14 protein-coding genes are annotated in these 20888 nt (G+C 72.0%); 12 read left to right on the forward strand and 2 right to left on the reverse strand.

What is annotated here, in order from left to right; all coding sequences use genetic code 11:
- Positions 1 to 210 precede the first annotated feature (210 nt).
- The 5 genes from F4556_RS22760 (at position 211) to F4556_RS22780 (ending at position 9447) form a co-directional block, all read left to right on the forward strand.
- The gene (locus F4556_RS22760) at positions 211 to 864 is read left to right on the forward strand and encodes an HAD family hydrolase (RefSeq protein WP_376775740.1); all 654 of its coding nucleotides are present in this window, start codon (positions 211 to 213) and stop codon (positions 862 to 864) included.
- A 92-nt stretch (positions 865 to 956) separates the two neighbouring features.
- On the forward strand, positions 957 to 2582 hold the full coding sequence (gene pruA / locus F4556_RS22765; protein WP_184924986.1) for an L-glutamate gamma-semialdehyde dehydrogenase: 1626 nt from the start codon (positions 957 to 959) through the stop codon (positions 2580 to 2582).
- Between the two features lie 273 nt (positions 2583 to 2855).
- The gene (locus tag F4556_RS22770; RefSeq protein ID WP_184919042.1) at positions 2856 to 7796 is read left to right on the forward strand and encodes an NAD-glutamate dehydrogenase; all 4941 of its coding nucleotides are present in this window, start codon (positions 2856 to 2858) and stop codon (positions 7794 to 7796) included.
- An 89-nt stretch (positions 7797 to 7885) separates the two neighbouring features.
- Entirely contained in the window at positions 7886 to 8506 is a 621-nt protein-coding gene (locus F4556_RS22775) for an RNA polymerase sigma factor (protein ID WP_184919044.1), read from the forward strand.
- Positions 8503 to 9447: a CU044_5270 family protein gene (locus tag F4556_RS22780; RefSeq protein ID WP_281403660.1), complete on the forward strand. Its 945-nt coding sequence runs from the start codon at positions 8503 to 8505 to the stop codon at positions 9445 to 9447. Before F4556_RS22775 ends, F4556_RS22780 begins: the two co-directional genes overlap by 4 nt.
- Before the next feature lie 144 nt (positions 9448 to 9591).
- On the opposite strand, the gene F4556_RS22785 is transcribed toward F4556_RS22780, so the two are convergent.
- A complete protein-coding gene (locus tag F4556_RS22785; protein ID WP_184919048.1) occupies positions 9592 to 12339 on the reverse strand; it encodes an FtsK/SpoIIIE domain-containing protein in 2748 nt (915 codons plus the stop codon).
- 262 nt (positions 12340 to 12601) lie between these two features.
- Between F4556_RS22785 and F4556_RS22790 the strand changes: the two genes are divergently transcribed.
- The 3 genes from F4556_RS22790 (at position 12602) to prfB (ending at position 17011) form a co-directional block, all read left to right on the forward strand.
- Positions 12602 to 14437, forward strand: a complete 1836-nt coding sequence (locus F4556_RS22790; protein ID WP_184919050.1) for a serine/threonine-protein kinase — start codon at positions 12602 to 12604, stop codon at positions 14435 to 14437.
- 165 nt (positions 14438 to 14602) lie between these two features.
- Positions 14603 to 15892: a serine/threonine-protein kinase gene (locus F4556_RS22795; RefSeq protein ID WP_184919052.1), complete on the forward strand. Its 1290-nt coding sequence runs from the start codon at positions 14603 to 14605 to the stop codon at positions 15890 to 15892.
- 9 nt (positions 15893 to 15901) lie between these two features.
- A complete protein-coding gene (gene prfB, locus F4556_RS22800; protein ID WP_184919054.1) occupies positions 15902 to 17011 on the forward strand; it encodes a peptide chain release factor 2 in 1110 nt (369 codons plus the stop codon).
- Between the two features lie 59 nt (positions 17012 to 17070).
- Here prfB and F4556_RS22805 read toward each other — a convergent pair whose 3' ends face one another.
- Positions 17071 to 17265 carry a hypothetical protein gene (locus F4556_RS22805; protein WP_184919057.1) on the reverse strand — a complete coding sequence of 65 codons (195 nt, stop codon included), beginning with the start codon at positions 17263 to 17265 and terminating at the stop codon, positions 17071 to 17073.
- A gap of 442 nt (positions 17266 to 17707) precedes the next feature.
- Between F4556_RS22805 and ftsE the strand changes: the two genes are divergently transcribed.
- The 4 genes from ftsE (at position 17708) to F4556_RS22825 (ending at position 20885) form a co-directional block, all read left to right on the forward strand.
- On the forward strand, positions 17708 to 18397 hold the full coding sequence (ftsE, locus tag F4556_RS22810; RefSeq protein WP_184919059.1) for a cell division ATP-binding protein FtsE: 690 nt from the start codon (positions 17708 to 17710) through the stop codon (positions 18395 to 18397).
- A gap of 58 nt (positions 18398 to 18455) precedes the next feature.
- A complete protein-coding gene (ftsX, locus tag F4556_RS22815) occupies positions 18456 to 19361 on the forward strand; it encodes a permease-like cell division protein FtsX (protein ID WP_184919061.1) in 906 nt (301 codons plus the stop codon).
- Between the two features lie 35 nt (positions 19362 to 19396).
- On the forward strand, positions 19397 to 20503 hold the full coding sequence (locus tag F4556_RS22820; protein WP_184919063.1) for a S41 family peptidase: 1107 nt from the start codon (positions 19397 to 19399) through the stop codon (positions 20501 to 20503).
- Positions 20504 to 20585: 82 nt separating this feature from the next.
- On the forward strand, positions 20586 to 20885 hold the full coding sequence (locus tag F4556_RS22825) for a DUF6317 family protein (protein ID WP_184919065.1): 300 nt from the start codon (positions 20586 to 20588) through the stop codon (positions 20883 to 20885).
- Positions 20886 to 20888 lie beyond the last annotated feature (3 nt).

The following is a 20888-nucleotide window of genomic DNA, read 5'->3' on the forward strand; positions in this document are numbered from 1 at the left end:
TCGTCGCGCTCTGTCCACAGGTCGACGGCAGCACAGTGACTGCCTGTCCGACCGCCTCCGCAGCGGCCGGGTCTGCTCGGTGACGTCACGCTCCGTGGCGGCTATCCGGCTACTGAAATGTCTGCTGCGGTACTGAAGAAACGACTGAAAAGAATCATGCGCTACCGAAATCTTCCGAGCCGCTCGACACCCCTCGGGTACCGTTCCCGGGTGCGTACTCACATCGTCTGGGACTGGAACGGCACCCTGCTGCACGACATGGCAGCGGTGGTGGCGGCCAGCAACGCCGCCTTCGCGACGCTCGGGGTGGCGCCGATCACCGTGCAGCAGTACCGGGAGCTGTACTGCTTCCCGATACCGAAGTTCTACGAGCTGCTGCTCGGCCGGGAGCCGAGCGCGGACGAGTGGCTGGTGCTGGACGCCGCCTTCCAGGACCGGTACGAGGAGCTCAGCGACGCCTGCGGTCTGACCGAGGGCGCGGCCGAACTGCTGACGGGGTGGCAGGCGGCGGGCCGCAGCCAGTCGCTGCTGTCGATGCACGAGCACCACCGGCTGGTGCCGCAGGTCAGGGCCCGGGGGATCGAGCAGCACTTCGTCCGGGTGGACGGCCGGGTCGGCGAGTCGTACGGCACCGGCAAGACCGACTACCTGCGGCAGCACCTGCTGGCCCTCGGCACGGACCCGGCGCGCACCGTGCTGATCGGCGACGCGGCGGACGACGCGGTGGCCGCCAGGAACGCCGGGGCGCACGCGGTGCTCTACACCGGCGGTTCGCACACCCGGGAGAAGCTGGAGCCGCTCGGCGTCCCGGTGGTGGACTCGCTGGCCGAGGCCGTGGAGCTGGCCGGGCGGATCGTGGTGTGAGCCACGTCGCTCACCGCGTGTCAGCTGCGGCGATTCGGTTGACGGGTGGTCAGGCTGGGGGCTGAGCGGAAGAGAGTGAGCCAGCCATGCCCATCGACGCAGTCACCCAGGTCCCCGAGCCGGTCAACGAGCCCGTGCACGGCTACGCCCCGGGCAGCCCCGAACGAGCCAGGCTGGAGCGCAGGCTGGACGAACTGGCGGCGGAGCAGATCCCGCTGCCGATGACCATCGGCGGCGAACAGCGGTTCGGCTCCGGCGAGCGGATCGACGTGGTGCAGCCGCACCACCACGCGGCCAAACTCGGCCTGCTGGGCAACGCGACCCGGGAGGACGGCCGGCTCGCGGTGGACGCCGCGCTGGCGGCGGCGGCCGACTGGCGCTCGCTCTCCTTCGACGACCGGGCCGCGGTCTTCCTGCGGGCCGCCGAGCTGCTGGCCGGGCCGTGGCGGGAGACGGTGGCGGCGGCCACCATGCTGGGGCAGTCCAAGACCGTCCAGCAGGCGGAGATCGACGCGCCCTGCGAACTGGTCGACTTCTGGCGGTTCAACGTGCACTTCGCCCGGCAGATCCTGGCCGAGCAGCCGAAGTCCTCGCCGGGGGTGTGGAACCGCACCGACCACCGCCCGCTGGAGGGTTTCGTCTACGCGGTCACCCCGTTCAACTTCACCGCCATCGCCGGCAACCTGCCGACCGCGCCCGCGCTGATGGGCAACACCGTGGTCTGGAAGCCCGCGCCCACCCAGACCCTGGCGGCCCACCACCTGATGCGCCTGCTGGAGGCGGCCGGGCTGCCGCCGGGGGTGATCAACCTGGTGACCGGCGACGGCCAGGCGCTCTCCCAGGTCGCGTTGGCCGACCCGGCGCTGGCCGGGCTGCACTTCACCGGCTCGACCGCCACCTTCCAGTCGCTCTGGCGCACCATCGGCACCAACATCGGCTCGTACCGGACCTACCCGAGGATCGTCGGCGAGACCGGCGGCAAGGACTTCCTGGTCGCGCACCGCTCGGCCGACCCGGAGGTGCTGCGCACCGCGCTGCTCCGCGGCGCCTTCGAGTACCAGGGCCAGAAGTGCTCGGCGCTGTCCCGGGCCTACCTGCCGCGCAGCCTCTGGCAGAAGATCAAGGACGAGTTCCTGGCCGAGGTGGACGCGCTCACCGTCGGCGACGTCAGCGACCTGTCCAACTTCATGGGCGCGCTGATCGACGCCAAGGCGTACGCCCGGGTGACCGCCGCGATCGACCGGGCGGTGGCCGACCCGACGGTGGAGCTGGCGGCCGGCGGCCAGTACGACGACGCGATCGGATGGTTCGTCAGGCCGACCGTGCTGGTCAGCTCGGACCACCGGAACGAGATCTTCAGCCAGGAGTACTTCGGCCCGGTGCTGGCCGTGCACGTCTACGAGGACTCGCGCTGGGACGACGTGCTGCACCGGGTGGACTCCGGCGCCCCGTACGGGCTGACCGGCGCGGTGATCGCCACCGACCGGCACGCGATCGCGCAGGCGATGGAGCGGCTGCGGTTCGCGGCGGGCAACTTCTACGTCAACGACAAGCCGACCGGCGCGGTGGTCGGACAGCAGCCGTTCGGTGGCGGCCGGGCTTCGGGCACCAACGACAAGGCGGGGGCCGCGCAGAACCTGCTGCGCTGGACCTCGGCCCGGTCGATCAAGGAGACCTTCGTGCCGCCGACCGGGTACCGCTATCCGCACATGGGCTGAGGACGGATTGGACATGGTGTCCAGGACGGCCCGATCTTCCTACGGGTTTGCTCCTCCCTGTCCCCTGACACCTTCGTTTCCTCCGGTTAGGCTGACTGGCGTCGTCGGGTTTCGGCCGCAGGCCAATGTTTCGTGATACCCGGACGAACGTCGCGTCATGCGTGCCATGACCGTCTTTCTTCCGGGCGATGCGGAAGGATTGCGGGTGGACCCGGCGATGGACCCGAACCATCACCGAGTCACGCAACGGCGCGCGACAGGAGCCAAACAGCCATGCAGACCAAGCTGGACGCAGCCAAGGCCGAACTGCTCACCAAGGCAGCCCAAGCCGCTGAGAACAGCCAGGTGGGGGGAGCGGCGCCAGGGGAAGGTCTGAGCAACGGCGCTCTGGCCGCGTACCTGCACCACTACTACCTCCACACCGCCCCCGAGGACCTGGTGGACCGGGACCCGGTCGACGTCTACGGCGCGGCCGCCTCCCAGTACCGGCTGGGCCTGAAGCGGCCCCAGGGCACCGCCGAGGTCCGGGTGTACACCCCGACCGTCGAGGAGAACGGGTGGTCCTGCGGCCACACCGTGGTCGAGGTGGTCACCGACGACATGCCGTTCCTGGTCGACTCGGTCACCAACGAGCTGACCCGCCAGGACCACGGCATCCACGTGGTGATCCACCCCCAGCTCGCAGTGCGCCGTGACATCACCGGCAAGCTGCTGGAGATCCTCGACCTGGACGCCTGCTCGCGCAGCCAGGCGGCCGGCGCCGAGTGGCCCGCCGACGCCACCGTCGAGTCCTGGATGCACATCGAGATCGACCGGGAGACCGACCGCGAGGACCTGCGCGTGATCGAGACCGGTCTGCGCCGGGTGCTGGGCGACGTCCGCGAGGTGGTCGAGGACTGGGGCAAGATGCGCGACTCCGCGCTGCGCCTGGCCGACGAGCTCGCCGAGGTGCCCCCGGCCCACCTGTCCGAGCAGGAGGTCGGCGAGGCCTGGGAGCTGATGCGCTGGCTGGCCGACGACAAGTTCACCTTCCTCGGCTACCGCGAGTACGACCTCGCCGAGCACCAGGGCGAGGAGGTGCTGCGGGCCGTCCCCGGCACCGGGCTCGGCATCCTGCGCTCCGACCCGCTCAGCCACGACACCGACCACCACCCGGTCGCCGAGGCGTTCGGCCGGATGACCGCCCCGGTCCGGGCCAAGGCGCACGAGAAGAAGCTGCTGGTCCTCACCAAGGCCAACAGCAAGGCCACCGTGCACCGCCCCGCGTACCTGGACTACGTCGGCGTGAAGAAGTTCGACGCCCAGGGCAACGTGATCGGCGAGCGCCGCTTCCTCGGCCTGTTCTCCTCCGCCGCGTACACCGAGTCGGTCACCCGGATCCCGGTGGTCCGCCGCAAGGTGCAGGAGGTGCTGGCCGGTTCGGGCTTCTCCAGCGAGAGCCACGACGGCCGCGACCTGCTGCAGATCCTGGAGACCTTCCCCCGGGACGAGATCTTCCAGACCCCGGCCGAGCAGCTGCTCTCCATCGCCACCAGCGTGCTCTACCTGCAGGAGCGCCGCCGGCTGCGGCTGTTTCTCCGTCAGGACGAGTACGGGCGCTACTTCTCCGCGCTGATCTACCTGCCGCGCGACCGCTACACCACCCGCATCCGGCTCCGCCTGATGGAGATCCTCAAGCAGGAGCTGAACGGCGACAACATCGAGTACTCGGTGTGGTCCACCGAGTCGGTGCTGACCCGTCTGCACTTCGTGGTCCGGGTCGCCAAGGGCAGCGAGCTGCCCAGCCTGACCGATGCCGAGATCGAGCGGATCGAGTCCAAGCTGGCCGAGGCCGCCCGGTTCTGGATGGACGGCTTCAACGACCAGCTGCACATCGAGCTGGGCGAGGAGCGCGCCGCCGAGCTCGGCCGCCGCTACGGCAACGCCTTCCCGGACGGCTACCGGGCCGACTTCCCGCCGCGTACCGCGGTCGCCGACCTCAAGCAGATCGAGTCGCTGAGCGGCGAGGGCGACTTCCGCCTGAACCTCTACCAGCCGGTCGGCGCGGGTGACGACGAGCGCCGGTTCAAGATCTACCGGGTCGGCGGCCCGATCTCGCTGACCGAGGTGCTCCCGGTGCTCCAGCGCCTGGGCGTCGAGGTGCTGGACGAGCGCCCGTACGCGCTCGCCCGCGAGGACGGCACCAAGGCCTGGGTCTACGACTTCGGCCTGCGGCTGCGCGAGGCCGTCGCGCTCACCGACGAGGCGCGCGAGCGCTTCCAGGACACCTTCTCGGCCACCTGGACGGGCAAGGCGGAGAACGACGGCTTCAACGAGCTGATCCTCAGCGCCGGGCTGACCTGGCGTCAGGCCGTGGTGCTGCGCGCCTACGCCAAGTACCTCCGGCAGGCCGGGAGCACCTTCTCCCAGGACTACATGGAGGACGCGCTCCGCAACAACATCCACTCCACCCGGCTGCTGGTCAACCTCTTCGAGGCCCGGCTCAGCCCGGCGCACCAGCTCGGCGCGGCGGAGAACACCGAGGCGATCCTGGAGGAGCTGTCCGGCGCCCTGGACGAGGTCGTCTCGCTGGACGAGGACCGCATCCTGCGCTCCTTCCTGCACCTGATCAAGGCCACCCTGCGGACCAACTTCTTCCAGCGCGCCGCGGACGGCGACTGGCACTCCTACGTGTCGATGAAGTTCGACCCGAAGGCCATCCCGGACCTGCCCGCGCCCCGCCCGGCCTTCGAGATCTGGGTCTACGCGCCCCGGGTCGAGGGCGTGCACCTGCGCTTCGGCAAGGTCGCCCGCGGCGGTCTGCGCTGGTCCGACCGGCGCGAGGACTTCCGGACCGAGATCCTCGGCCTGGTCAAGGCCCAGATGGTCAAGAACACCGTGATCGTCCCGGTCGGCGCCAAGGGCGGCTTCGTCGCCAAGCAGCTGCCGGACCCGTCGGTGGACCGGGACGCCTGGTTCGCCGAGGGCATCGCCTCGTACAAGACCTTCATCTCGGCGCTGCTCGACATCACCGACAACCTCAAGGCCGGCGAGGTCGTGCACCCCGTCGACGTGGTCCGCCACGACGAGGACGACACCTACCTGGTGGTCGCCGCCGACAAGGGCACCGCGACCTTCTCCGACATCGCCAACGGCGTGGCCGAGGAGTACGGCTTCTGGCTGGGCGACGCGTTCGCCTCCGGCGGCTCGGCCGGGTACGACCACAAGGGCATGGGCATCACGGCGCGCGGCGCCTGGGAGTCCGTCAAGCGCAACTTCCGCGAGCTGGGCGTCGACACCCAGACCGAGGACTTCACCGTGGTCGGCATCGGCGACATGTCCGGTGACGTGTTCGGCAACGGCATGCTGCTCAGTGAGCACATCCGGCTGGTGGCCGCCTTCGACCACCGGCACATCTTCCTCGACCCGAACCCGGACGCGGCGGTCTCCTACGCCGAGCGCCGTCGGCTGTTCGACGTGCCGCGCAGCTCCTGGGACGACTACGACAAGTCGCTGATCTCGGCCGGCGGCGGGATCTTCCCGCGCAGCGCCAAGTCGATCCAGCTGACCGCCCAGGTCCGCGAGCGGCTCGGCATCACCGAGTCCAAGCTGACCCCGGCCGAGCTGATGAAGGCGATCCTGCAGGCCCCGGTGGACCTGTTCTGGAACGGCGGCATCGGCACCTACATCAAGGCCACCGCCGAGACCAACGCCGAGGTCGGCGACAAGGCCAACGACGCGATCCGGGTGAACGGCGGTCAGGTCCGGGCCCGGGTGGTCGGCGAGGGCGGCAACCTCGGCTGCACCCAGCTCGGCCGGATCGAGTACGCGGCGGTCGGCGGGCCCGAAGGCACCGGCGGCTGGATCAACACCGACGCGATCGACAACTCGGCCGGCGTGGACACCTCGGACCACGAGGTGAACATCAAGATCCTGCTCAACCAGGTGGTCGCCGACGGCGACATGACGGTCAAGCAGCGCAACAAGCTGCTCGCCGAGATGACCGACGAGGTCGGTCACCTGGTGCTGCGCAACAACTACGCGCAGAACGTGGTGCTGGCCAACGCGGTCGCGCAGGCCGCCTCGATGGTCGACGTGCACGCCCGGATGATCAACCGGCTGGAGGCCGACGGCCAGCTCGACCGGGCGATCGAGTTCCTGCCGACGGACCGTCAGATCCGGGAGCGCCAGCAGGCCGGGCGCGGGCTCTCGCAGCCCGAGCTGTCGGTGCTGCTCGCCTACACCAAGATCACCCTGGCCGACGAGCTGCTGGCCACCGAGCTCCCCGACGACCCGTACTTCCGCGCCGCGCTGCACGAGTACTTCCCGAGCGCGCTGCGGGTGAAGTTCGCCGAGGCGATCGACAACCACCCGCTGCGCCGCGAGATCATCACCACCCTGATCGTCAACGACACGATCAACCGCGGCGGTTGCACCTTCGCGTTCCGGCTCCGCGAGGAGACCGGCGCCACCATGGAGGAGATCGCCCGCACCCACGCGGCGGCGCGCGCGGTCTTCGGCCTGGAGCGGATCTGGGGCGAGATCGAGGGCCTGGACAACGCGGTGCCGGCCCGGGTGCAGACCAAGATGCGGCTGCACACCCGGCGCCTGGTCGAGCGGGCCACCCGGTGGATGCTCAACAACCGCCGCCAGCCGCTGGACATCGCCGAGAACATCGCGTTCTTCCAGGGCCGGGTCAACCAGGTCTGGGACAGCCTGCCCAAGCCGCTCCGCGGCGAGGACCTGGCCTGGTTCGACTCCATCCAGCGGGAGCTGGCCGCCGCCGGCGTGCCCGACGAGCTGGCCGGCCGGATCGCCGGGCTCTCCTCGGCCTTCCCGACCCTGGACATCGTCGGTGTCGCCGACCGCAACGGCGGCGAGGTGACCGACGTCGCCGAGCTCTACTACGACCTCGCCGACCGGCTCCAGATCACCCACCTGCTGGACCGGATCATCGAACTGCCGCGCACCGACCGGTGGTCCTCGATGGCCCGCGCGGCGATCCGCGAGGACCTGTTCGCGGCACACGCGGCACTGACCGCCGACATCCTCTCCTGCGGCCCCGAGGGCGCCTCCCCGGAGGAGCGGTACGCGGCCTGGGCGGAGCTCAACTCCACCCTGCTGAGCCGGGCCAAGACCACGCTCGACGACATAAGGGGTTCGGACAAGTACGAGCTGTCCAGCCTCTCGGTCGCGATGCGGGTGATCCGCACGCTGCTGCGCAGCACGCGCTGACCGGTAGCTGAGTGCGGGCGGGACCGTTTCGGTCCCGCCCGCACTTTTTTGTGACTGGAACTCAGGGGCGCGAGCGGACAGGTAGGGGCGTGGAACTGTCACTGCGGTCCCGGCTGCGCGCCGGTGACCAGAGCGCGTTCGGGGAGCTCTTCGATGACCATGCACAGGCTGTGTACGGGTACGCCGTACGGACATTGGGGGACTGGGCCGCCGCCGAGGACGCCGTCTCGCTGACCTTCCTGGAGGCCTGGCGGCTGCGGGCCGCGCTGCACGAGGACGGCGAGTCGGTGCGGCCCTGGCTGTTCGGCATCGCCACCAACGTGCTCCGCAACACCGCCAGGGCGGCCCGCCGGCACCGCGCCGCACTCGCCCGGCTGCCGGCCCGGGACGTGGTGCCCGACTTCGCCGACGAGCTGGTCGGGCGGCTGGACGACAGCGCCCGGCTGGCCGCCGCCCGGCGCGCGCTGGCCCGGCTCCGGCGCGGCGAGCGGGAGGTCTTCCACCTCTGCGTCTGGGTCGGCCTGGACTACGTCTCGGCGGCCCAGGCCCTCGGCGTACCCGTCGGCACCGTCCGCTCCCGGCTCTCCCGGGCCCGGACGCGACTGCGGTCCCTGGCGGCGGAAGAACTGATGGAACCCGGCCCGGGTGCCGGACAGGTAGGGGATGACCGCATCGAAGCGGTCCGGTCGAACCAGGGGAAGAACCGATGAACCGTGAGCAGGAACCGTTGCTCCCCGCCGACCGCCACCAGCTGTTGAGGGGACATCTGATGAGCGAGATCAGCCGCGAGAACGTCGTCGCGCGGAAGCGGCCGGCCCGCCGGTACGGGTGGGTGGCGCTGCCCGCGCTGGCCGGCGGACTGGCCCTGGCCGTGGTGCTGAACACCTCCGGCGGGGGTACCCCCGACGGTCCGTCAGGGGCCGTCGCGCCGGTCGGGGCGGTGCAGTTGCTCGACCGGGTCGCCCAGGTCGCGGCGGCCAAGCCGGTCGCGAAGGCGGACGGCAAGTTCGTCTACACGAAGTCGCTGGTCGCCTTCGCGAGCACGAACCTGGCGACCGACGAGACCACCGTGCCGGCCCCGCACCTGCGGGAGAACTGGCAGTCGGTGGACGGCAAGCAGCCCGGCCTGGTCACCGAGGAGGGCTGGAAGGCCCCGTCCGTCACCAAGCCTGGCGACCCGTACCCGGCCAACCCGGACGGCAGCCGCCCGACCGAACCGAACACCGCCCCGACGGTGAACAGCCCGACCTACCAGTTCCTGGCCACCCTGCCGACCGACCCGGACGCGCTGCTCGCCGCGCTGTACGGGCAGCCCTCCGGGGGCAAGTCCCTGCCGGTCGACCAGCGGGCCTTCGGCACCATCGGAGACCTGCTCCGGGAGCAGATCGCTCCACCGGCCGTCACTGCCGCGCTGTACCGGGCGGCGGCCAAGCTGCCGGGGGTCCAGCTGGTGGATGACTCGGTGGACGCCTCCGGCCGCCACGGCTGGGGCGTGGCCCGGACGGACGACGGCATCCGGAAGGAGTGGATCTTCGACCGGACCAGTTACGAATTCCTCGGCGAACGCTCCGTCGAGGTCGCCTCCGGCACCGTCCTCGGCCAGAGCGCGATGCTCACCCACGCCCTCGTCGACCGCCCCGGCCAGCGCTGAGGCACACGCTGCGGCAGCCAGGGGCTCGGGGAACTGCGAGGAGGTCTGGCGCCGGGGTCACTGCGAAGGTGCCTGACCGCCTACGCACGGATCACCTTGTAAGGGTCGGCGTCGCAGTTCCCCGAGCCCCTGATGGCTGATGCCTCAGGCCTGGGCGGCCCGCTGCAGGGCACTCGCCAGCAAGGCGAGGTCGGTCGGCCCGTTGCCCAGCTCGCGGACCGGCCGCCGGGTCGGCGGTGCGCCGAGCTGGGCGGGGTCGATGGCGACGACGGTGGGGCGGAGGGTGGCGGTGCGGGGGATCCGGCCGCTGACCCGGGCGGACTGAAAGGCCGTCACCCCGCCGTCCGGCCGCCGGAGGTACGCGCGGCCGGGCGTGTCCTCCGGCAGCGCCGCCGCGTCGGCGAGGTGGATCAGCTGGTCGGAGTCGGCCGGGTCAGCCGTCCGGAGGGCGATCCGGAGCTGGGCGACCTCGTCCAGCTCGGTACCGGCCGTCTGTTCGGGGGAGCCGGTGGCGGCCACCAGGTGGACGCCGAGCCGGCCGCCGCGTTCGGCGACGGCGGCCAGCGCGCGGCCGAGCGGCCGGCCGGCCGGGGAGGTGGGGGCGAGCAGGGCGTCGTAGTCGTCGACCACCACGACCAGCCGGGCCGGGACGGCGGTCAGCACGTCGGGTGCCTTGCGCGGGGCGGTGACCCGGACGGTGGCCTCGGGCGGGGCGCCGCCGCCGGCCGTGACCAGGGACGGGACGGGGGTGCCGAGAGCTCGGGCGGTGTGCCAGCCGGTGAAGTCCTGATCGCCGAAGAGCGCTTCGCGGTGCGCCAGTTCGTCCAGCAGGGTCTCGGCCGCGAGCATCGCCCGGCGGGGGTCGGCCCCGGCGTCGATGTGCTCGGTGACCTGGGGGAGGTCGGTGCAGCCGCGCAGGCTGGACGGGGCGTCGGGGGCGGAGCCGCGGCCCTCGACGATGGTGATCCGGAGCCGTTCGGGCTGCTCGGAAACGGCGAGCGAGGCGACCAGGGTGCGGAGCAGCTCGGTCTTGCCGGTGCCCCGGGCGCCGCCGACCAGGACGTGCGGGCCGTTCGGCTCGTCCGGGTCGGCGAGGTCGATCAGGCAGGGTTCGTCCCTGGTGGTGCCTAGCAGGGCGGTGGCGGTGCCGGGGCCCGAGGGCAGGGCGGCCCAGCGGGCCGAGAGCTTGGCGGGGGTGACGGTGTCGAGGCGGAGCAGGTCGAGCAGCCGGAGCTGGTCGGGCAGCGGGCCGCGGGCCACCGGGGTGGCCTCGCTGAGCGGGGCGAGGGCCCGGGCGAGGCGCTCGGCCCAGGCGGGGGAGACCGCGTCCACCGCGATCTCCTCGATCCGCTCGCGGCCGCCGCCGCCGAGCGGGCGGTCCAGGGTGAGCTGGGTGGCGACCTCGCCGGTGAGGACGGCGGTGGCGCCGAGCCCCTCGGGCAGGGCGGTGCTCTGCTCGGCCAGGCAGATCGGGAAGACGCCGAGGGCGGGGCCCTGCTCCAGCAGGACGGCCAGCGCGGCCCGGCCCTCGGGGGTGCCGGGGGTGCCGTCCAGCAGCAGCACGGTGGCGGGCGGACCTGACAGGCCGTCACTGGGGCCGTTGGCCAGCTCGGTGAGCCGGGCCTCGGTCTGCTCGGGGCCGAACCCGACCAGCAGGCGGCAGGCCTGACCGTGCGTCGGCTGGAGCTGCGGCAGCCAGAACGACCAGGACCAGTCGGCGGTCTGCTCCTCGGCGGTGCCGACCACCACCAGGCTGAGCGCGCTCGGCGGGTGCAGCACGGCGAGCTGGGCCAGGACGGCGCGGGCGAGCGAGGTCAGCCGGGCCCGGGGGCCCGCCAGGCCGAGGCTGCCGGCGGTCTGCAGGTCGACGGTGACCGGGACGGCGGGCAGCACGGTGCCGGGGGTGGTGCCGGGGCCGCCGGGCCGGTCGGCGGTGCCGAGCCGCAGGGTGAGCGAGTCGGGGTGGGCCTGGCCGCGCTCCCAGAGCCGGGGGCCCGGGCCGAGCGCGGTGAGCAGCACGGTGGCCAGGTCGGGCCAGCGCTCGCGCTGGGCGGCGGCCTGCCGGAGCCGGACGGCGGCGTGCTGCTGGGCCGGGTTCGGCGCGGTGGGCTCGGGACGGGCGCGGCGGCGGGACAGCAGGGCGCGGGCCCGGCCGCCGGTGGCCGGTGGTTCGGGGGTGGCCGGCTCGGGCTCGGGAGCGGCGGCCTGCCGGGGCGAGGGGGTGACGGTGAGCTGGAGGTGGCCGAGCCCGTCCGGGCTGGTCCGCGACCCGGAGCTGTCCCTGAGATCGGAGCCGGCCCGGAGATCGGTGCGGACCACCTGGAGGGTCGACTCGCCGATCCGGACCAGCCCGCCGTCGGCCAGCTCGACCGCCTCGTCGCGGAGGAAGCGGCCCTCCAGGCCGGTGCCGTTGGTCGAGTTGAGGTCACGGACCGTCACTCGGCCGTCGGCGCCCAGGTTGAGCGAGAGGTGCAGGCGGGAGACGTCGGGGTCGTCGAGCGGGACGTCGGCGGCGCTGGAGCGGCCGACGTGGATCCGGTCCCCGTGCAGGCGGTGCACGCCGCCCGCGTCGGGGCCGCCGGTGACCCGCAGTTCGGCGGGGGCGGGCGGGCCGTCGTCGTCCGCGTCCGGATCGGGCTCGTTGAGCGAGAGCACGGCGCCGTCCAGCAGCGGCGGATGGCCGAGCAGGGTCTGCTCGTCGATCCGCTCGGCACCGGCGTACAGGTGCACATGGGTGGCGGAGCGCGGGCCGCGCACGCCCACGGCGCCCGCGAGCGCCCCCGCGACTGCGCCGAGCGCCGTACCGACCGGGGCGGTGACCAGGACGTCGGTGGCCGTTCCGACGGCTGCCGGGCCGCTGCGCGGTCGGAGGACAGTGAGCCGGATCTGCATCGCCCCCGCACTCCCCTTCAGTGATGCCGTTGGGCCACAAGAGTGGTGCCTGTCATCCTGCCACCCCGGACCGACACCGCGCGCCCGGCACCGGATTTGACGATCTTGCGATGATCGCCATGGTGGAGCCGACGAACCGTCAGGTCAACCTCCACTCATCCCCAGGTCGGACAGCCCCCTACGGGACGCGGTCCGGGCACCTCGGAAACCTGAGCGGGCACCGTTAGAGTTGCCGAAAACACGGCGGCGCGAGGAGTCGTAGGTGCGGCCAGTCGGCAGCAAGTATCTGCTTGAGGAAGCCCTCGGGCGCGGGGCCACCGGCACCGTCTGGCGGGCCAGGGTGCGCGAGGACGTCGTGGTGCCCGGGATCGAGCCCGGGCGGCCGGTGGCGATCAAGATACTGCGCGAGGAACTGGCCGCCGACCCGGACGTGGTGATGCGCTTCCTGCGCGAGCGCTCGGTGCTGCTCCGGCTGAGCCACCCGAACATCGTCCGGGTCCGTGACCTGGTGGTCGAGGGCGAGCTGCTGGCCCTGGTGATGGACCTGGTCGACGGCCCCGACCTGTTCCACTACCTGCGCGGCAACGGCCCGTTCAGCCCGATCGCCGGGTCCCTGCTGATGGCCCAGATCGCCGACGCGCTGGCGGTCAGCCACGCCGACGGCATCGTGCACCGCGACCTCAAGCCCGCCAACGTGCTGCTCGCCAGCAGCACCGTGGACGGCGCCGAGCAGATGCACCCGATGCTGACCGACTTCGGCATCGCCCGCCTCGCCGACTCCCCGGGCATCACCCGCACCCACGAGTTCGTCGGCACCCCCGCGTACGTCGCCCCCGAGTCCGCCGACGGCCGCCCGCAGACCTCCGCGGTGGACGTCTACGGCGCCGGAATCATGCTGTACGAGCTGGTCACCGGCCGGGCGCCGTTCCAGGGCGACAGCCCGATCGCGATCCTGCAGGCCCACCTCCAGCAGGACCCGGAGCGCCCGCGCACCATGCCCGAGCCGCTCTGGACGGTGGTCGAGCGCTGCCTGCGCAAGGACCCGGCCGAGCGGCCCGGCGCGGTCGCGCTGGCCCAGGCGCTGCGGGTGGTCGCGGCCGGTGTCGGCGTGCACGCCTCCCCGGCCCAGGCCGAGGCGGCCTTCGAGGTCGGCGCCCTGCTGCTGCCCGACCCGCGGCCGACACCCGAGTACGTCGCGCCGACCGAGCCCGGGGTGCCGGTCTCCGCGCAGTTCGCCGACTCCGCCTTCGGCGGTGCCGACCCGACCCAGGTGCTGCCCTCGGGGCAGTACGACGCGGCCGCCGCCACCCAGTTGATGACCCCTCAGGGCGCCGCCGACCGGACCTCCGTGCTGCCGCCGATGCCGCCGGCGGGCCCGCCGCCCGCCGCCCCGTCGGCCCCGCCCGTCCCGTCGGCCCCGGAGCAGCCGCACCCGTGGCAGACCCAGCTCCGGGCCGCCCGGGACCGCAACCAGCAGACCGAGGTCAGCTACTTCGACCCGGCCGACTTCGACGAGCCGCAGATCGCACCGCAGCCGTACCAGGCCCGGCCGCAGCAGCAGCGCCCGCCGCAGGGCTACCAGCAGGCACCCCCGCCGCAGCCGTACCAGCCCTACCGCCCGCAGCAGCCCGGCCAGCCGCAGCAGGGCCGGCCGCAACAGGGTCAGCAGCGCCCGCAGCCGCCCGGCGGCTACAACCAGCGCCCGCCGGTGGCCCCGCCGCCGTACCAGGCGCAGCAGCAGCCCCAGGGGTACCCGCAGCAGGGCTACCCCCAGCAGGCCCCGCAGCCGCAGCCGTACCAGCAGCAGGCCCCCGCCCCGGCCCGCCGTCCCGAGCCCGCCCCGCCGCGCCGCCAGGAGCCCCCGGCCCCGCAGCAGCGCGAGCCGGAGCCGGCCCGGGAGCCGCGCCGTCGCAGCCGGAACCGGATGTACATCCCCGGCCTGGGCTGCCTCAAGGGCTGCCTGATGGTCATCGTGGTGCTGGCGGTGGCCGCCGTGGCGCTGTGGAACTTCACCGACCTGCCGATCTGGTGGCAGAACGTCCAGGACTGGTTCACCAGCGCCAGCGACTGGGTGAGCAACCTGACCGGCAGTCAGTAATAGGTATTTGTCGACACTTCACGATTTTTCCTGTCCCCGGAGGGCTTACAGGGCCGTTCGGCGTCCCCCGAACGGCCGTCGGGCGCGTAGGTTGGTGGGCTGAAGCACCGACCTACCGAGCGCGCAGCACCACCGTGCGCTCCCGCCGCCTACGGAGCAGCAGCATTGGCACGCAAGATCGGCAGCCGGTACACCGTCCACCAGGTGATCGGCCGGGGGTCCGCCGGGACCGTCTGGCTCGGCGAGGGCCCGGACGGACCGGTGGCAGTCAAGCTGCTGCGTGAGGATCTGGCGTCCGATCAGGTACTCGTGGGGCGGTTCATCCAGGAGCGCACCGCGCTGATGAGCCTGGACCACCCCCGGGTGGTCGGGGTCCGCGACATGGTGATGGACGGCGACGACCTGGCCCTGGTGATGGAGCTGGTGCAGGGCGCCGACCTGCGCTCCCGGCTGGACCGGGACGGCCCGCTGACCCCGCTGGCCGCTGTCTCGGTGATCGCCGACGTGGCCGACGGCCTGGCCGCCGCCCACGCCGCCGGGATCGTGCACCGGGACGTGAAGCCGGAGAACGTCATGCTCGACCTGGCCGCCCCGGCCGGGCCCGGCGGCGCCCCCCGCGCCAAGCTCACCGACTTCGGCATCGCCCGCCTGGTGGACGCCCCGCGCCGGACCAGGGCGACCAGGATCATCGGCACCCCCGACTACCTGGCCCCCGAGATCATCGAGGGCCTGGAGCCGCGCGCCGCCGTCGACATCTACGCGCTGGCCACCGTGCTGTACGAGCTGCTGACCGGCTTCACCCCGTTCGGCGGCGGCCACACCGGCGCGGTGCTGCGCAGGCACGTCACCGAGACCGTGCCGCCGATCCCCGGCCTTCCCGACGGACTGTCGAGGATCATCGGCGAGTGCCTGGCCAAGGCCCCGGCCTCCCGGCTGCGCGCCGCCGAGCTGGCCGACCGGCTGCGCGAGCAACTGCCGTACCTGGCCGGGCTGCCCGCGCACGTCCCGCCGCAGGGCAAGGCCCCGGCCGAGGAGCTGATCACCCCGGGCGAGGCGGTCTACGCCGAGGTGGACGCGGGCCCCGGCACCCACCGCCGTCGCCGCGGCCCGGCCGTCCCGCTGGTGCCGGCCCCCTCGCCGGACTCCACCCGGGACACCCACACCAGCCTGCGCCGCCCGTCCGCCCAGGAGCTGGCCTCGTACGCGGCCGAGTCCCAGGCCCAGCGCCGCGAGGCGGCCCCGGCGAGCGGCCACCGGAAGGGGCGGCGGGCCCTGGTCCGGCGCCGCCGGCTGTACGCGGTGCTGCTCGCCGTGGTGCTGCTGTTGGCGGGTGCGGCGGCCGCGTACTCGGCCTTCGCCGCCTCGTCCCCCGGCACCCGTGCCGGGGCCTCCGCTCCGTGGTCGACCGACCCCGGCGCGGATACCCATGCACGGTCGGCGGCCCCGAACCATTAGGCTGGTGGCGTGGCAGCCGTCGATCCTTCCGAAGAAATCAAGTCCCTCGAAACGACCATGGGGTCCATCGAGGCCGTCCTCGACCTGGACAAGATCCGGGCCGACATCGCCGTCCTTGAGGAGGAGGCAGCCGCCCCCAACCTGTGGGACGACCTGGCGAACGCGCAGCTGGTGACCAGCCGGCTCTCCTTCCTGCAGGGTGAGCTGCGCAGGGTGCAGACCCTCCGCGGCCGGGTGGACGACCTCTCGATCATGTTCGAGCTGGCCGAGGACGAGGACGACGCGGACACCCTCGCCGAGGCGCTGTCCGAGCTGACCTCGGTGCAGAAGGCGGTCGAGGAGCTCGAGGTCCGCACCCTGCTCTCCGGCGAGTACGACTCCCGCGAGGCCCTGGTCAACATCCGGGCCGAGGCCGGTGGCGTGGACGCCGCCGACTTCGCCGAGCAGCTGATGCGGATGTACCTCCGCTGGGCCGAGCGGCACGGCTACCCGACCGAGGTCTACGACACCTCGTACGCGGAAGAGGCCGGCATCAAGTCCGCGACCTTCACCGTGAAGGTGCCGTACGCCTACGGCACGCTCTCGGTCGAGCAGGGCACCCACCGCCTGGTCCGGATCTCGCCGTTCGACAACCAGGGCCGCCGGCAGACCTCGTTCGCGGGCGTCGAGGTGCTCCCCGTGGTCGAGCAGTCCGACCACGTCGACATCGACGAGGGCGAGCTGCGGATCGACGTGTACCGCGCCTCCGGCCCCGGCGGCCAGGGCGTCAACACCACCGACTCCGCGGTCCGGATCACCCACCTGCCCACCGGCACCGTGGTCTCCTGCCAGAACGAGCGCTCGCAGATCCAGAACAAGGCCTCGGCGATGAACGTCCTCCAGGCCAAGCTGCTCGAGCTGCGCCGGCAGGAGGAGAAGGCCGCGATGAACGCGCTCAAGGACAGCGGCAGCTCCTGGGGCAACCAGATGCGTTCGTACGTCCTGCACCCTTACCAGATGGTCAAGGACCTCCGGACGGAGTTCGAGGTCGGCAACCCGCAGTCCGTGCTGGACGGCGACATCGATGGCTTCATCGAGGCCGGTATCCGCTGGCGCAAGCAGCGTGAGACCGCCGCGTAAGACGGCATGAGGAAGGGCCCCGGGACATCGTCCCGGGGCCCTTCTCGTCGTTCGGTTGGTCAGGCCAGGGCCTGTCGGGCGATCAGTGCCACGGCCAGCAGGCCGACCAGCAACGCGAGCAGCGTGGCGGGTGTCAGCGCGGCGAACGGACCCTGCTGCCCCTGCAGCCGGGCTCGGTTGGCGCGGCAGACCGGGCAGCGGCCGTCACTCACGCGGCCGTTGCAGTTGGCGCACACCAGATGGTCGCACGTCATGCGATCTCCTCCTTGCTGCTTACAGCAACGCGCCGGGAGGGCTTCCGGTTCCTTCGGCTGCCCCATACGGCCGCTCTCTGCCTACCACTGTGCCAGGTTCCGGACGATCCGGCCCGTGCGTGGTGGCCGACGGCCGCTCAACCGCATGCGGAGCTGTGACATGGCTCGCATTTATCCGGTCAAAACGGAACATTGTCCACCAATTCTCAGGCCGTTGGGGCGGCCGAGCCTGCGGGCCCGGATGAGCTTCGCGTATGGTCCGAGACCGGAGAAGTGGCAGTCGGCCACTTCCGCCGCCGCTTCCGGCCTGTCGCGGAAGTGGAACCGACCGAGGAACGGTGCCGTCCGGCCAGCCCTCCGGAAGCCCGAAGTAACGATCGGGTCACGGAAGTTCGGCCGAAGCGGTCGCCATTCCACCTAGGATGGCCCCCGTGATGCAGCCGTGATCAGATTCGACAACGTCTCCAAGACCTATCCCAAGCAGAACCGTCCGGCCCTGGACAACGTCTCGCTGGAGATCGAGAAGGGTGAGTTCGTCTTCCTGGTCGGGTCCTCCGGCTCGGGCAAGTCGACCTTCCTCCGGCTCTGCCTGCGCGAGGAGCGGCCGAGCGTCGGCGAGGTGCACGTCCTGGGCAAGGACCTCGGCAAGCTGTCCAACTGGAAGGTGCCGCACATGCGCCGCCAGCTGGGCACCGTCTTCCAGGACTTCCGCCTGCTGCCGAACAAGACGGTGGCGCAGAACGTCGCCTTCGCCCTCGAGGTGATCGGCAAGCCGAAGAGCGCCATCAACAAGGTCGTCCCCGAGGTGCTCGACCTGGTCGGCCTCGGTGGCAAGGAGGACCGGATGCCCGGCGAGCTCTCGGGTGGTGAGCAGCAGCGCGTGGCGATCGCCCGTGCCTTCGTGAACCGTCCGATGCTGCTGATCGCCGACGAGCCGACCGGAAACCTCGACCCGCAGAACTCGGTCGGCATCATGAAGCTGCTCGACCGGATCAACCGCACCGGCACCACGGTCCTGATGGCCACCCACGACCAGGCCATCGTCGACCAGATGCGCAAGCGGGTGATCGAGCTCGACAAGGGGCTGCTGGTCCGCGACCAGGCCCGTGGCGTCTACGGCTACCAGCACTGAGCCTGACGCCCCGTCCGCCTGCCCGCCCTACCGCAAATCCCTGGAGTGAGACAAAGCCATGCGCGCCCAGTTCGTTCTGTCCGAGATCGGCGTCGGTCTCCGCCGCAACCTGACCATGACCATCGCGGTCGTGGTCAGCGTCGCGCTGTCGCTCGCCCTGGCCGGAGCCAGCCTGCTGGTGCGTGACCAGGTCAACTCGATGAAGGACTTCTGGTACGACAAGGTCGAGGTGAGCATCTACTTCTGCACCAAGGCCGACTCCAAGTCGGCCCAGTGTGCGGCGGGTGCGGCCACCGACCAGCAGATCGCCGACGTGAAGGCGAAGCTGGAGAAGATGCCGCTGGTGCAGAACTTCACCTTCGAGAGTTCGCAGGAGGCGTTCAAGCACTGGAAGGACCTCAACCCGGACAACCCGCTGATCGTCGCGGTGGGCGCGGAGGCGATGCCGCAGTCCTGGCGGGTGAAGCTGACCGACCCGACCAAGTACGACGTGATGCAGAGCGCCTTCGCGGGCAACGCGGGCGTCAAGTCGGTGCAGGACCAGAAGAAGATCCTGGAGAACCTGTTCGGGCTCTTGAACGGTCTGCAGACGGCCGCGTTCGTGATCATGGTGTTGATGCTGTTCGTTGCGCTGTTGCTGATCGTCAACACCGTCCGGGTGTCGGCGTTCAGCCGACGGCGTGAGACCGGCATCATGCGCCTGGTCGGTGCTTCGAACTTCTACGTCCAGATGCCGTTCATCGCCGAGGCCGCGTTCGCCGCGCTGCTCGGGGCGGCGCTGGCCTCCGGGCTGCTGGTCGGCGGGCACTTCTTCGTGCAGGGCTTCCTGGCGAAGAAGGTGGAGTTCATCCACTTCATCGGCCTCTCCTCGGTGCTGTCGGTGATCCCGCTGCTGGTCGTGGTCGGCATGGGGATGGCCGCGATCGCGGCGTTCTTCACCCTGCGGAAGTACCTGAAGGTCTGACGCAGGCCCGAGGACCGCGCCTAGACTCCGGTGCCATGCCGGTGACACTGCGCAGTGGGGTACGCCAGGGGGCCATGCTCTCGCTGGTGTTCGGCGCCGTGCTGCTCGGCGGTGCGATGACCGGCGCCTGGAGCGAGCCTCCGGAGTACGCCCAACTCGCCACCTCCTCGGACGCGCTGGCCGGCCGGCCGCTGGCCGGGGCCGAGCTCTCCCGGCAGCAGGCCGAGCAACTGCTGGCCGGGGGCGGCGATCCGTGGGCCGCGTACTACAGCCAGGAGGCGTACACCGACCTCACCCAGGGCCGCTACCACGGCGTCGGCCTCTCGGTCCGCCGTACGCCCGACGGGGTCACCACGGTGGCCCAGGTGACCCCGGCCGGGCCGGCCGAGCAGGCCGGGATCGCGGTCGGGGACCAGCTGTTGCGGATCGACGGCACCCCCGCCGACCGGCTGCCGGTCACCGAGGTGGTGGCCGGGCTGCGCGGCGCGGCCGGTTCGACGGTCGCGCTGGCGCTGCGCGGACCCGGCGGCGAGGAGCGTGAACTCACCCTGCGGCGGGCCGAACTGGCGGCCCGTGACGTGACGGTGGACCACCCGCGGGCCGGGGTGGTCCGGATCGCGGTGCACGGCTTCACCGCCGGGGTGGCCGAGCAGGTCAGGACGGCCGTCCAGGGCGCCCGCGGGGTGCTGCTCGACCTGCGCGGCAACTCCGGCGGGCTGGTCGACGAGGCCGCCGCCACCGCCGCGCTGTTCCTGGACGGCGGCCCGGTCGGCTCGTACCTGGAGCACGGCGAGCGGCGCCAACTCACCGCCGCACCCGGCGGCGACACCGGCACCCCGCTGGTGGTGCTGGTGGACGGCGGCACCATGAGCGCCGCCGAACTGCTGGCCGGAGCGCTCCAGGACCGCAGCCGCGCCGTCCTGGTCGGCTCCCGGACCTTCGGCAAGGGCACCGTCCAGCAGCCCAGCCGGCTGGCCGACGGCGCCGTGCTCGAACTGACGGTGGGCCGGTACTTCACCCCGGCCGGCCGCTCCCCGGACGGCACCGGCCTGACCCCCGACGTCCCCCGCCCGGCCGGCGCCACCCCCACCGACACCCTCCGGCTCGCCGACACCGTGCTCTCCGGCCTCGGCCGTAAGTAACCCCCAGGCTCGGCCGTGTCGGAGCGTGTGACTACCATGACCGAACGCCACGACGGGTGGCCACGCGCTGGGGGGCGAAGAAGTGACATCTGATTTCCGCGTCGACGTGGGGCAGCTGGACCAGCTGGCACGTCAACTGGGCGAGAGCACCGGCGCTATGGGCGCCGCCATGCGCGCGATGGAGACCACCGGGCCGAAGACCACCGGCAGCAAGCGGCTCGACCACGCCTGCGACGACTTCCAGGAGAAGTGGGAGTACGGCCTCAAGCAGCTGACCCAGACCGTCCAGGCCGTCACCAAGGGCCTGGACCAGACCGTCGCCGCGTACCGGCAGACCGAGGCCGCGCTGACGGCCGTGTACCAGGGCGCTTCGGCGAGCTGAGGG

It is taken from the genome of Kitasatospora gansuensis, assembly GCF_014203705.1.
GTDB lineage: Bacteria > Actinomycetota > Actinomycetes > Streptomycetales > Streptomycetaceae > Kitasatospora > Kitasatospora gansuensis.

Coding starts and splice junctions, on each gene's coding strand:
- ftsX (WP_184919061.1), top strand. CDS start 18,456: ATGCGCGCCCAGTTCGTTCTGTCCGAGATCGGCGTCGGTCTCCGCCGC.
- F4556_RS22785 (WP_184919048.1), bottom strand. CDS start 12,339: ATGCAGATCCGGCTCACTGTCCTCCGACCGCGCAGCGGCCCGGCAGCC.
- F4556_RS22770 (WP_184919042.1), top strand. CDS start 2,856: ATGCAGACCAAGCTGGACGCAGCCAAGGCCGAACTGCTCACCAAGGCA.
- F4556_RS22805 (WP_184919057.1), bottom strand. CDS start 17,265: ATGACGTGCGACCATCTGGTGTGCGCCAACTGCAACGGCCGCGTGAGT.
- F4556_RS22780 (WP_281403660.1), top strand. CDS start 8,503: ATGAACCGTGAGCAGGAACCGTTGCTCCCCGCCGACCGCCACCAGCTG.
- F4556_RS22820 (WP_184919063.1), top strand. CDS start 19,397: ATGCCGGTGACACTGCGCAGTGGGGTACGCCAGGGGGCCATGCTCTCG.